The organism is Shewanella sp. 10N.286.52.B9, from assembly GCF_002873635.1.
In the GTDB taxonomy this organism is placed as follows: domain Bacteria; phylum Pseudomonadota; class Gammaproteobacteria; order Enterobacterales; family Shewanellaceae; genus Shewanella.
The window spans coordinates 65073-78819 of record NZ_MCTY01000125.1; the positions used below are offsets into that span (position 1 = coordinate 65073).

General features: G+C 42.9%; 11 protein-coding genes. 4 read left to right on the plus strand and 7 right to left on the minus strand.

The annotated features are described in order from the left end of the window. Window positions 1-125 precede the first annotated feature (125 nt). Window positions 126-1520 (minus strand): PhoH family protein, encoded by a 1395-nt coding sequence (locus BCU91_RS07650; protein ID WP_102436666.1) that lies wholly within the window; start codon window positions 1518-1520, stop codon window positions 126-128. Between the two features lie 345 nt (window positions 1521-1865). Here BCU91_RS07650 and rapA point away from each other — a divergent pair, with 345 nt between their 5' ends. After that, window positions 1866-4772: an RNA polymerase-associated protein RapA gene (rapA, locus tag BCU91_RS07655; protein ID WP_102531222.1), complete on the plus strand. Its 2907-nt coding sequence runs from the start codon at window positions 1866-1868 to the stop codon at window positions 4770-4772. A gap of 170 nt (window positions 4773-4942) precedes the next feature. Beyond that, window positions 4943-5815 (plus strand): DUF3530 family protein, encoded by an 873-nt coding sequence (locus BCU91_RS07660; RefSeq protein ID WP_102436662.1) that lies wholly within the window; start codon window positions 4943-4945, stop codon window positions 5813-5815. Window positions 5816-6015: 200 nt separating this feature from the next. Here BCU91_RS07660 and BCU91_RS07665 read toward each other — a convergent pair whose 3' ends face one another. Further along, on the minus strand, window positions 6016-6822 hold the full coding sequence (locus tag BCU91_RS07665) for a crotonase/enoyl-CoA hydratase family protein (RefSeq protein WP_102475359.1): 807 nt from the start codon (window positions 6820-6822) through the stop codon (window positions 6016-6018). Between the two features lie 380 nt (window positions 6823-7202). On the opposite strand from BCU91_RS07665, the gene BCU91_RS07675 reads away from it, so the two are divergent. Together BCU91_RS07675 and BCU91_RS07680 are read left to right on the plus strand one after the other, a co-directional pair. Then, a complete protein-coding gene (locus tag BCU91_RS07675) occupies window positions 7203-8198 on the plus strand; it encodes a response regulator (protein WP_102436656.1) in 996 nt (331 codons plus the stop codon). An 88-nt stretch (window positions 8199-8286) separates the two neighbouring features. Beyond that, window positions 8287-9246: a sensor domain-containing diguanylate cyclase gene (locus BCU91_RS07680; RefSeq protein WP_102436654.1), complete on the plus strand. Its 960-nt coding sequence runs from the start codon at window positions 8287-8289 to the stop codon at window positions 9244-9246. Window positions 9247-9356: 110 nt separating this feature from the next. Here the strand turns inward: BCU91_RS07680 and rraB are convergent, their stop codons facing one another. The 5 genes from rraB to BCU91_RS07705 form a co-directional block, all read right to left on the minus strand. Further along, window positions 9357-9758 (minus strand): ribonuclease E inhibitor RraB, encoded by a 402-nt coding sequence (gene rraB / locus BCU91_RS07685; RefSeq protein ID WP_102436652.1) that lies wholly within the window; start codon window positions 9756-9758, stop codon window positions 9357-9359. 57 nt (window positions 9759-9815) lie between these two features. After that, entirely contained in the window at window positions 9816-10604 is a 789-nt protein-coding gene (locus BCU91_RS07690; protein WP_102436650.1) for a 1-acylglycerol-3-phosphate O-acyltransferase, read from the minus strand. A 218-nt stretch (window positions 10605-10822) separates the two neighbouring features. Next, the gene (locus tag BCU91_RS07695) at window positions 10823-11596 is read right to left on the minus strand and encodes a metal ABC transporter permease (RefSeq protein ID WP_102436648.1); all 774 of its coding nucleotides are present in this window, start codon (window positions 11594-11596) and stop codon (window positions 10823-10825) included. A 4-nt stretch (window positions 11597-11600) separates the two neighbouring features. Then, window positions 11601-12503, minus strand: coding sequence for a zinc ABC transporter substrate-binding protein (locus BCU91_RS07700; protein WP_241901140.1), 903 nt, complete (start codon window positions 12501-12503; stop codon window positions 11601-11603). Continuing rightward, the gene (locus tag BCU91_RS07705; protein WP_102531223.1) at window positions 12493-13722 is read right to left on the minus strand and encodes a hypothetical protein; all 1230 of its coding nucleotides are present in this window, start codon (window positions 13720-13722) and stop codon (window positions 12493-12495) included. Before BCU91_RS07705 ends, BCU91_RS07700 begins: the two co-directional genes overlap by 11 nt. Window positions 13723-13747 lie beyond the last annotated feature (25 nt).

Below are 13747 nucleotides of genomic sequence, written 5' to 3' on the forward strand. Positions count from 1 at the left end.
AATAACCCGTAAACTGGCCGCTTACATAAAAGGCGCGTTAAAAGAGCTCGTTGAAACAGATTGCTTAAAAATAAAAAATGGCCACCTAACAGGTAGCCATAAACGGTACTTTAAAGCAGAAGTGCTTATAAGTTCTCTTCAGCAAACTCTGCTAAGCGAGATCGCACCACACCATTAAGGTAAATATTGGCACTGCCGTCAAAGTCTTTAAAACGCTCCACAATATAGGTTAAACCTGATGTCACCGCCGTCAAATAGGTTGAGTCTATTTGCGCCAAGTTACCACAACACACTAGTTTGGTGCCCTCGCCCATGCGGGTGATCATGGTTTTGATTTGTGATGCGGTCAGGTTTTGGCATTCATCTAAAATGACCACTGAATTTTGAATCGAGCGGCCACGCATAAAGTTAATCGATTTAAACTGCACGTTCGCCTTCTCCATGATGTAGTTCATGCTGCCGGTGGGGTTAACATCATTTTTATGCAGCACCTCAAGGGTATCAGTAATTGCCGCAAGCCAGGGCGCCATTTTTTCCTCTTCGGTGCCAGGTAAAAAACCGATGGACTCGGCAATTTCAGGGGTGTTACGGGTTACAATGACTTTTTCGTACTGGTTTTGCTCAACCACCAGCTCAAGCGCAGCCGCCATGGCAATTAAGGTTTTACCACAACCGGCGGGGCCGGTGAGGATCACTAAGTCAATATCTGGATCTAGCAAAGCATTTAACGCCATCCCCTGATAAATATTCTTAGGTTTAACACCCCAAGCTTGCAAATGATTAAGCCTTTCGCGGCCATAATCGATGATATTAAGATGTGTTGCGGTTTTGCTGGCAACCTTGCCGCAAAAATCAGAGGTTTCATCGATAAGGTATTGATTACTGTAGAAGGGCTCGTTACCTACGGCATCGATATCCACCTGATGGACGACTTTGCCAGCTTCTCTATCAGTAGAGACTTTATCCACCTTGTCCCAAAAATCACCGTCAAACTGATAAAAGCCTTTCGCCAAAAAGCGAATATCATCAATTAACTGATCGGTGCGATAGTCTTCAACTCGCTCAATACCCGCCCCTTTAGCTTTAAGGCGCATATTAATGTCTTTGGTGACTAATACGACCTGACGAGGCTGATGCAGATTTTGTAGATGAAGTGCGGTGTTAATAATACGATTATCGTTATTATCGCCTGGCAGAGCGCCAATGATAAAGTCGATTTGATGGTCGGGGAAAATAGATAAACTACCTGATACGTCTAAATGTCCTTCGCGGCTTGGGAGTGCAACGCCGTTTAGAATTTGTTCCGGCGAGGTCTTACCGCCAAGTATGTCTTCCAATGCCCTAATCGCGACCCGGGCATCACGGCTAATATCGTGCTTTCTATCCTTTATATTGTCTAATTCTTCTAACACAGTCATGGGAATTATTACGTCATGTTCTTTAAACGAATATATCGCTAAAGGTTCATGTAGTAACACATTGGTATCCAGTACAAACAACTTTCTGTCGTCTCGTTCCATGGCGCCTCCAGAGTGCTCAATACAAAATGTAACTATGGGATTAAAGCAATATAAACTCCTGTTCATAAGCTGGATTAATCGAATCATCATGATTGATTTTCAACCAAACTTAAATTTACTATGCCAGTAATTATATCAAGTCTCAATATCATTTTATTGATTAAAGGTTCGAGTTTAAGTTGTTAAAGTTGGCACAGAGATGACACTAAGATGTCAAAAATTCGCTGGCGTAAAAGTGAAATTCCTTCAGATGAATATTTAAATCACTGCTAGAATTTAAATTGAGTAGCGTTTGGTATAACATACGCGCCCTTTGTGTTTATCCGTCCCGAATGAGAGTAAAAAATGCCGTTTTCTTTAGGTCAACGCTGGATTAGTGATACCGAGTCAGAACTTGGTTTAGGAACTGTGGTTGCTGTTGAAGGCCGTATGGTGACAGTATTGTTTCCTGCCGCCGATGAGAACCGTTTGTTCTCCCGCAGTGAAGCGCCATTAACTCGTGTAATTTTTAATCCCGGTGACTCCGTAGAAAGCCATGAAGGCTGGAGCCTAACCATCAGTGAAGTCGAAGAAAAAGATGGTTTAGTCACCTATGTTGGTATCCACAGTGAGACCAACGAGACGGTACGTCTGCGTGAAACCTTACTAAACCACAACATTCGTTTTAATAAACCACAAGACAGATTATTTGCCGGTCAAATTGATCGTCTAGAGCGCTTTGGTATTCGTTACCAAAGCCAAATGCTACGCCATAAACTTGCCACCTCAGATTTGCTTGGGCAACAAGGCCCACGTGTTGGTTTAATTCCACATCAACAGTGGATTGCCCATGAAGTCGGTCGTCGCTATGCCCCTAGAGTACTTTTAGCCGATGAAGTAGGTTTGGGTAAAACCATTGAAGCTGGCCTTATTATCCATCAACAATTATTGACTGGCCGTGCTGAACGTATCTTAGTGATTGTGCCTGACACTTTGCGCCATCAGTGGTTAGTTGAAATGCTGCGCCGCTTTAACTTACGTTTTTCTATTTTCGATGAAGATCGCTGCGTTGAAGCCTATGCCGATAACGACAACCCTTTTTACACTGAACAATTAGTCATTTGTTCATTAGAACTATTACGTAAAAAGCGCCGTTTAGAACAAGCTGTCGATGCCGATTGGGACTTAATGGTAGTGGATGAAGCCCATCACCTTGAGTGGAGCGAAACCGCCCCAAGTCGCGCTTATCAAATCGTAGAAGCCTTAAGTGAAGAAGTGCCTGGAGTGTTATTGCTCACGGCAACGCCAGATCAATTAGGCCATGAAAGTCACTTTGCTCGTTTACGATTACTGGATCCAGATCGCTTCTACGACTACAACGCGTTTCTTGAAGAAGAAAAAAGCTATCAAAGCGTTGCAGAGGCCGCCGAAGCATTAGCTGCCAACGACAAGTTAGCTGACAGTGCTGTTGTCAGCTTAACCGAATTACTCAGCGAGAAAGACATCAGCGCAAGCATTAAGCTTATCCAAGCAGATGATGTCGATGCTCACGCCCAGCAAGCTGCCCGCGCTGAGTTATTACAAGATTTACTCGACCGTCACGGTACTGGCCGCATTTTATACCGTAACAGCCGCGCCTCTGTCAGTGGCTTCCCGACCCGTATTTTTAATCCGCATCCACTGGCTATGCCGCAAGAATACGTCACGGCTGAGCGCGTTAATGCCATGATGGGATCGAAAAAATCAGCTCAAGATCAAGCTAAGCAATCTCTAAGCCCTGAAAAACTGTATCAAGCCTTTGAAACCGATAGTGCCAGTTGGTGGAAGTTTGATCCGCGAGTCGATTGGTTAATTGAATTCTTAAAAGATAATCGCAGTAAAAAAGTGCTGATTATTGCTAGCCAAGCAGAAACGGCATTAAGCCTTGAAGAAGCACTGCGCACCCGTGAAGGTATTCAGGCAACCGTTTTCCATGAAGGGATGTCGATTATTGAACGTGACAAAGCCGGCGCGTACTTTGCTCAAGAAGAAGGCGGCGCTCAGGCGTTAATTTGTTCTGAAATTGGCTCTGAAGGGCGTAACTTCCAATTTGCGAGTCAATTAGTGCTATTTGATTTACCGCTCAACCCTGACTTACTTGAGCAACGTATTGGTCGATTAGATCGTATTGGTCAGCAAAATGATATTCAAATTCATTTGCCATACCTTGAAGACACCGCCCAAGAAAGACTGATGCATTGGTATCATCAAGGCTTAAACTCATTTGAACTTACCTGCCCAAGTGGCCATGTATTGTTCAATGAATTTGCTGATGAGCTAATGAACGTACTCAACGATGACAACCCAGAGCTAATGACAGCGCTGCTTAACGGTACCCAAAGCCGTTACCAAGCACTTAAGCAAGCGATGGAGCAAGGCCGCGATAAGCTGTTAGAGATTAACTCCCATGGCGGCGAGCAATCTAAAAAGTTAGTTGAACGCTTAGCGGAGCGAGACTCAGATACCCACTTAATTGGTTCGGTGATCCGCTTGTGGGACATTATCGGTGTGGATCAAGAAGATCGCGGCGAGAACTCAATCGTATTACGCCCAAGTGAGCACATGCTATTCCCATCGTACCCAGGTCTGCCTGAAGATGGTATTTCTGTGACATTTGATCGTGAAACTGCCCTATCACGTGATGATATTGCCTTTATCTCCCAAGAGCATCCATTAGTGCAAACGGCGTTAGACTTAATAACTGACTCAGAAACCGGAACCACCAGTGTTGCAGTGCTTAAAAACAAAGCCTTACCTGCTGGAACCTTGTTCCTTGAGTTAATTTACATGGCTGATGTTTCGGCACCTAAGTCATCACAGCTTTATCGCTATATGCCACCAACCCCTATCCGAGTGTTATTGGATAAAAGTGGCCAAAACTTAGCTGACAAAGTCGATTATAAGAGCTTTGATAAACAGTTAAGTGCGGTTAACCGTCATATTGCCAGTAAGCTTGTGAATGCATCACAACCTATTTTGCACCCGTTACTGGCAAAAGGTCAGCAACAGGCTGAAATTGAATTAGCCAAACTGGTTGAGCAAGCCCGTGAAAAAATGACCACCCAGCTAACTAGTGAGTTGACCCGACTTGAAGCGCTAAAGGCCGTGAATCCGAATATTCGAGATTCTGAAGTGGACTTTATTCGCAATCAAATGGCTGAATTGAATGGCTATATTGATGATAGTCAATTCCAACTTGACGCTATTAGAATGGTATTAGTTAGCCACGTATAATACACTGCTAACTCGAAGCAAAAAGCCCTGAACTTCAGGGCTTTTTTGTATCTATTTTTTGTCGTTGTTTTAAGTGTTTAGCGTAAACATAAGCTCATAAACATAAGCTCATAAACATAAGCGCACAAGTCTATAGTGATGACATCGCAAGATTCGTTAAGGAAGCCACATTGCTGCTAAAGCCTCTGTTTGTTTTATCTGTTACCAGTCTTTTTAGCCTCAGCCTTTTCTGTCACAATGCTATGGCAGCCAGTGAGTTGCCTACTGCTAATGCTGGAAAACAATTTATCAGCGTCCAAGATCAACAACAGCCAGTTTGGGTCAAACCTTGGCAAGGCCCGCACCAGCGCGGCGCAGCTATTATAGTCGGTCCAACCGATTCCCCCGCCAGTGGCAGTGGCCTAATTCGCTATTTACGTGATGAGATCCCCGCATTTGGCTGGGCAAGCTTGAGCATAAAACCCACTGAAGGTTTATACCGACCAAATTTTGCCACTGACGCCGAAGAAATTCCCAAAGCCGGTGAAGCGCAGTTAACCCTGAGTCGTCACCAGCAAGCCCCCAAATTTAGCTCAAACCAACTACTTGAACTGCGTAACTTTCAGCAAGAACTTATGGTGGACAGTCTCGACCAATTGCAAGCTATTGAGGCGCAGTTCCCAGGAAAAAGACTATTAATCGTCACCGATGATAGTGCGGGCATGGTCATTAACTTACTTTTTGAAGCTAAGCTAGCCAAGCCCGACTTATTAGTGGTGATCAACCCCTATCGTGAATATGAGCAGATTATTGCGCCGCAACATCGCGGTTTATCCATTGCCCAACAGCTCAGAGAAATCGATATCCCAATACTGGATCTGCAATCAGCCGATGCTCATCAAATATCTATGACTGAAAGTGCTAGCAGAAAAGCACTCAATAAAGCTAAATCGAGCCAGTATTACCGCCAATATCAATTAGCGCTTAATCTCGATAATCAAAGTGGTTGGGAGCAAGTGCTGCATCATATTGCAGGCTTTAGTAAAGTCATTACCGCACGATAAAAAGGGCCAGCATATTGCTGCCCCTTAATGGCTATTTGCTTATTTTAAGACTGAGTAATAAGGCGTATTTTCAATTTTTTCAATAACATCGCATAATAATCAATCTCCAATGGCCTTTCAGCTATTCACTAAATTTGTGCAATGCAGTATTGGCCGCACTAGTCTAAAAGCTGATTAACTCACAACTGACTCGCTCATTATCACCACCAAGGCTGACGAGACTGATAAGCTTGCTCGGTTTGCTTTATTTCACGATTAGCGGCAATGATACGGTTTTTACCCGCTAACAGGCGAACTTGGCTTAAAGACTCACGACTTAATAACCGCCTTGTTGAGGCTGACCAACTATGATTAATGCTCATTTTAATGGCCGCATTCACATCAGGAGAGCGGGTCATAAACTGCTCGGCAAGCTCAATAGCACGCTGCAATGGCTGTGAACTTTTCTCGGTCACTAAACCAAAATCTAGCGCCTGTGCGGCTGATAGCACTTCTGCGCTATAGGTAATTTTTAAGGCCTTATCTTTGGGCATCACCTGTCTAAGCGCTGCCAGTCCAGCCATATCAGGCACTAAGCCCCATTTTGATTCCATAATAGACAGCTTGGCATCATCACTTGCAATACGAATATCTGCCCCTAGCGCAATTTGCATACCGCCACCAAAACAGCAGCCATCTAATACTGCAATCACAGGGATGGGTAAACGCTGCCAGCCAATAGACACCCGCTGGGCTAAGTTGGCATTACCTGGTAGCCATTTGAACAGCAATTTGGCAATCATGGAGGGGGATTTAGCAATCGCTTTAACATCTAAGCCCGAAGAGAAATTACCATCGGCGCCGGATAATATGACCGCATTAATTTCGCTATCTTTTCTAATATTTTTAATGGTTTTATCAATGGCTTTAAACATTTCATAATTGAGCGCGTTATATTTATCTGGTCGGTTTAGCGTCACAAAAGCAATACCGTTTTGTTTTTTTAACGCCACTAACTTCTTATTCATTGTTCATCCTTAATATAAATAATAACTGGTCAGTCCAGAAGTTACGTTAGCATAAATTGGCTTACTGGCGAATAGTTAAGCTAATTTGATATTCTTCATAAGCTGCTAAAACTACAACAATATATATGTTCCCGCAGGAACAAAAGTGCCGTCAAAATTCAGATTTACTGAATTTAAGAGCATTTTTTCGTTAAACGCCAAAAAATTGTCGATTTTTGGTGCGAAAAGTCAGCAATAAGTTGTAGTATGTTTGCCCATAAAAAGTAACATTACTCATCGACTCATTTTTCTTGTTTAATCGGAGTTCGTTTAAGTGCTCGATCGAGTAATAGCTAATGCATTCAAAATAATAATACCCTGTAAAAGGATCTGCTGTAGCCATGACTATTCCTATTTTAATCTGTGATGACTCAGGATTAGCCAGAAAACAAATGGCGCGAACACTTCCCAAACATTGGGATGTTGAAATCAGTTACGCAACCAATGGTGAAGAAGGCTTGGAGGTGATCCGTCAAGGAAAAGGGGAAATTGTCTTTCTCGACCTTAATATGCCCGTCATGGATGGCTATGAAGTACTAGAAGCCATTCAGCGAGAAGACTTGCCCGCCTTAGTCATTGTGGTCTCTGGTGATATTCAATTAAAAGCCCATGAGCGAGTAAAAGCCCTTGGCGCATTAGATTTTATTCAAAAGCCGGTTAGTGCTGAGTCCATCAGCAATATCTTAGAAGAATACGGCATTTTAACTTTAGCCCTTAAACAATCAACCAATGACACGCCAATGTTTAAAGTTGATTTACGTGACGCTTGCCAAGAAATTGCCAATGTCGCCATGGGCCGCGCTGCCGACTTATTAGCGAAACTACTCGATGTTTTTGTAAAACTGCCAATCCCCAACGTCAATGTTTTAGAAGTCAGCGAACTGACCATGGCACTTAAAGCCACCGAAGAAAGCTCGAAGATTTCTGCATTATGCCAAGGTTTTATTGGCGCTGGGGTTGCTGGTGAGGCGTTATTACTGTTCCATGACTCAAGCTTTGCTGACATGGCTAAACTCATGGGCCACAGTGATCCTGAAGATGCTAACAATGAAATTGAAGTGCTCATTGATACTGGTAATGTGCTTATTGGGGCATTCTTGAATGGCATTTCAGAGCAGCTTGATATGAAATTTAGTCAAGGTCACCCCGTTGTACTTGGTCGCCACTGCACGGTAAATGAGCTTATCCATGACAACTCAGAAAAATGGCAACGCACCCTTGCCATGGAAATCAATTATCAGATTGAAGACCACAATATTCAGTGTGACTTATTACTGTTATTTACGGAAGACTCAATCCCTACATTGAATGCAAAGCTTCACTATATATTTGAATAGATTAAGATAATAATCATATAAACAGTTAGTTAATTGCAATGACTTAACATTGCATATAAAAAGAATAATACAATACGGATGTTAGAGCATGGCTACTGATCAAAGCGCAATGAACGAGCTACACTGGCTTATTGATATGGTACAAACCATTGAAGTTGGCTTGGTGGTGTTAGATCGTGACTACAATATCCAGCTTTGGAATGGTTTCATGGAAAACCATAGCGGTGTGTCACCTAACAGTATTAAAGGTCGCAATCTTTTTGAAGCGTTTAACGATTTACCCTCTGAATGGCTTAAGCAAAAAATGGAGTCGGTATTTCTACTCAAAAACCGATCTTTCATCAGCTGGGAGCAGCGCCCTTATGTCTTCCAGTTTAAAAATTATCGCCCGATCACTGGCCGCGCTGATTACATGTACCAAAACATTACTTTGCTGCCACTGGCGTCGCTAACGGGTGAAATCACCCATATTAGTATTATCGTTTATGATGTGACTGATATCGCCATCAATAAATTACAGCTTAAATCAGTCAATGAGCAACTAGAAACACTCAGCCAAACCGACAGCTTAACCCAGTTGTATAATCGCCGTCATTGGCAAGTTTGCTTTGAAAAAGAATACGAGCGCTTTGCCCGTTATGGTGAAAAAGCCAGTATGATAATGATTGATATCGATCATTTTAAAGCCATCAATGATAAATACGGCCACCCTGCAGGTGACAAAGTCATTCAAAGCCTCGCCAACATATTAAAGCAATCATTACGTGAAACTGATTTTGCCGGCCGCTATGGCGGTGAGGAGTTTGCGGTAGTATTGACTTATACCACCGCTGCTGAATCAAAATACTTCACTGAGCGACTGCGTAAAAAAGTCGAAGCCTCGCAAGTGGTTTATAACAATCAAATCATTAAAATGACCATCAGTATTGGCGTTAATGATTTATCCTCTGCCACCACTAGCAGTGTAAGTTGGTTATCTGGCGCCGATAAAGCTTTATATCAATCGAAAGAAAATGGCCGTAATCAAACCACGGTATTTGAAAAATAACCTGCAGAGGTTCATTTTATCCCCACCGCGATAAGCCATTAAAAAGCCCACAATTAAGTGGGCTTATTTATTAAACGAGTGACGCTAGTTAAGCGATAGTCGTTAATGATTTAGAAACCGTCGTCATCTTGGTCTTCATCTTCATCAAGCTCTTCTTCGTCACCAATAAAGAAGGTGCCCCAGCCGTCATAATCAACTTTTTGCTTGGCAGCAAGCAGCATTAATTGCTCGCATGCTTTATCAAGTAACGATGCTTCAAGAGCATGATTGGCGATAGCATCAAAGCAAATAATGGTTGAGCCATCTTCAAGCTCCATCTCTTCAGCGTCGTTAACTTCAAAACCTAATTTGAAAGCATCAACTGCGGCTTTTTCTAAACGATCAAAGTTAGTCGAAGAGAAATGATGCTCGATAGTATATTCAGCATCAGCTTGTGAACCATCATCAAGCAGCGCCTGAATAATTTCACGGTTCTCGGCAAATTGCTCTTTAAGTTGAGCTTCAATAGACATGGATTCTCTCCGTTAACAAATTTAAATACGCTATAGGGCTAATTATACGTGATAAAGCTACTGAGGTTTAGCCATTAATAGCGATGCTTCTTGATTTAATTCAGCTAAACGCTGTGACATCACTTGATGCACCTTAGCACAAAGCTTTTTCGCATCGGCTTTATCCACGTTTGCGGTCGACATAGGTGCCATCATTTCGACAATGACCACACCATTATTCCACTTGTTAAGTTTAATATGATTTTGGCAAGATGCTAATACTGGCACAATTGACGCTTTGGCGGCGATAGCAGTATGGAATGCCCCGACTTTAAACGGCAGTAGACCGCGCCCTCTAGAGCGTGTCCCCTCAGGGAAAATCCATACAGATAACAGTTTTTCTCTCATTCTCTTAACAGTCTTGGCCATAGTATCAAAGGCACTATGACGGTTTTTACGGTCAATCAGAATATTGCCTGATAGCCAATAAATCTGCCCAAATAATGGCATCCAAGCTAAGCTTTTTTTACCTAAACTCACCGTGGCTTCCGGCACTGCAGAGGTATGGGTAAATAAATCAAAATTATTTTGATGATTCGCTAAATAGATCTTAGGTTGCTTAAGGCTTGCTTCGGTTTCAGTGTCAGTACCAGCGTTAGCCTCAGCGCCAGTGTCTACTTGAGGGTTAATCACCGCGTTACGGGTAATCACTTTAATCCCTAAAATAGGAGCAACAGATGAAAATAGTTTAGCAATCACATGGACATTATCACGATGCATAGGTCTAACAATACAAAGGATGATTGCGAAAAAAAACGCCAGTGTTAGTAACACTGCTAGAATAATTGAACGAGCAATTAACAGCACAGCAGACTCCTACAAATAAAGTGGCGACAGTATAGCCAGCACATCTGCTGGACTCAATAGCTTAAGTTAATTTCGGTGTACAAATGTAAGCTTAAAGTAGTTATACCAAGCGGATTAATGCTCTGAATAGCTCAGATAATTAATATGCTTGGCATTATACACTGCTAAAAGTGAATTAATGATGCCTTAAACATTAACGCATCATTAATTCTGCAGCGTTACATTTCAGCCTTATTAGAACGATTACTGAGCAGTAAACGCATTAACACAGCACTGACCGCTAATGCCGCAACAATGGCTGCGCCACTAGGTAAGTCATAACTAGCCGAAAGTATAAGCCCTGCTAGGTAACCAACAAATCCCACCACATAAGCCAGCAGCAAGGTATATTTACCCACATACTGATTTAACGCTAACGCTGGCAAAATTAAGGTGCTGAAAACAAGATAAACACCCACTAACTCAACCGATAGTGTAATCACTATGGCAAATAGAAAGTAAAAACCTGCGCCTTCGAGGATCTGAGGCTTCAATGCAATTAAAGCGAGGATCGCTACTGACACCAAAGCCGGCAGCACAAGCTGCGACCAATTTACCCACAATATCTGCCCCGACATTAGCTGCTTTAACAGCTCTGCGCCATGGGGATCATTAGACAATAACAACATTGCCCCAACCGCGCTAAGCACATAAAAACAACCAATAAAGGCTTCTAATTCATCGGCAAAACGCTTGGATAACCAAGCAATAAGCCCAGCGCCGCCCAAGGCAAATATGGCAGGCATCCACACATGAGAATAAGGAATATCTTCAATTCTATGATCCATATGAGCCACAATAGCCCCCAGCGCAGCCACTTGGGCAATCGCTAAGTCGATGAAAATAATACCGCGTTTAAGTACTTGTCGACCTAACACCACATGGGTAGACAAAATGATGATTCCGGCAATAAATGCCGGAAACAAAATCAATAGCAGCTCGATATCTAGCATAGGCTTATTGCGCCTCAGTTAATAACGTCAGTACGCTGTCATATAAGCTAATCAAATCCTGACTTTGACTGTTGCCACCTACTGACATTGGCAAAATCACCACAGGCAAATCAGTGCGCTCACCTAACCAATGTGCGCCACGCTCATCCTGATATGAGGCCACTATCACCGCCATCACATCACCTTGTTGGCTGCGACTTACAAGTTTAGCTAAATGGCTACTACTGGGTGGGATGCCCGGCTTCGGCTCAAGATCTGCCACTTGCTCCATGCCGAGCCAGTTAAACAAATATCGAAAGCTTGAGTGGTAAGCAATGACCTTTTTGCCCTTCAGCGATTGCGCTTGCGCTTCCCAGCGCGGAATAGCTTGCTGCCACTGCTCAGTAAACTCAGTTAATGCAACTTGATACTCAGCACTTGAGTTAGGATCTAACTCAATCATTTTCGCTGATAACGCCTGCGCCACTTTAAGGAACTTTCTAGGGTCAAAATGTAAATGCGGATTACCTTTGGCATGGACATCACCCATAGAGCGATCCACTTGCTCAAGTTGATCTAAGGTCTCGATATGATCCGCGGCATAAAAAAGCCCAGTATCAGTTGAAAGCACCTTGTTGTTTGAGGCTTTCATCTGCAACATTGGCAACCAACCAATTTCGAGATCGGCGCCAGCACACACCACTAAGTCAGCTTGACGCATTTTAGCAATTAAGCTTGGACGCGCTTGCACTTGATGTGGATCTTGCTGCGCACTCGTGGCTGAATAGACTTTAGCATCAGGAGCTAATGCCTTTGCTAATGCGCCATACTCAGGCTCACAAGCAAATACATTAAGCGCTGCATTTGCAGAACTCGTTAACAAGCTGGCAAATATGCCAGCTGCTAATATTAGTTTTTTAGAATTGATGCGCACCGTGAGCTCCTAATGACATAACATATTGTAGAGTAATGATATTATCGTCTTCAAAACCATCAAAGTTGGTGCCTTTCTGGTTAGTATATTGTAGACGTACGGTGGAGAAATGGCTCTGATGCCACGCCAAACTTAATTCGGTTTCTTTTAGCTTTTGTGGGTCTAAGTGATCGCCGTGGGCTTCAAAGCTATCCACTTCACCATAACGTAAACCAGCAGACCAATTTGGCGAGAACTGATACACGCCACTTAAGTACCAACCTTGATGGTAATCGTCATGGCCTTCAGCACTGAGTATCTCATGTTCATGTTCATGTTCATGTTCATGTTCATGTTCATCTTCATGATCTTCTTCAAATGAGAAAATATCAGTTACCCGGAAGTACTCGCCGCTAACAGTTAAGTGTTGGTATTTGTAATTACCATTTGGTGCCCACTTGTAGACAAAGTCTGCAATATAGGTATTTTCACCAGTATAGGCTGCGCTATGGCTATGACCTTCATGGTCGTGATCGTCATCAACATGGGGCTCATGCTCATCTTCTAGATAAGTTTTACCGTTTTCATTACGTAAGTAACTTAAACCCACTTGCCAAGAACTCGAGATACCAATATCACCGCCAAACTTGGTGAATGCCGAATACACCCCTACTGAACTAAAGTCACGTTCGTCATGCTCATCTTCAGCGCGCATTTTTTTACCACTAAAGGCTTCAACACCCATAGTCCAATACAAATCTGTCGGCGCTACATAAGTTAATCTGACACCATCATCAAAGTAATGCCCGCCCATAAAGGCGCGATAAACCCCAGGACGATCAGCAAAAGCGTCGGTATGAATGTGCTGATTATTTAAATAACCCACATCAGACAAGAAACGACCAGCGCGAATACCAAAACCGCCAGGCATACCCATGGTTTGAATAAAGGCTTCTTCAAGCTCAAGTTCAGTTTCGCCGTCATGCACTTCTAATATCGCAGTGACTTTACCGTAGAACATATCATCGATATTAGCGCTGATAGCAAATTCAGTTTCACCCAAACCAAAGCCTTCACTTCTGCCACCTAAACCACGATCACCTGATTGATAAAAACCATCTAACACCGCACTGATATTAGGATTGGTTAAGCTTGAATCTTCTGCAAAAACAGAGCCTGAAGAAAAGGCACACGCGATTGCGACTGCTGACAGTCGTTTATTTGAACTAAACATAAAATCTCCAAAATACAACAAACAC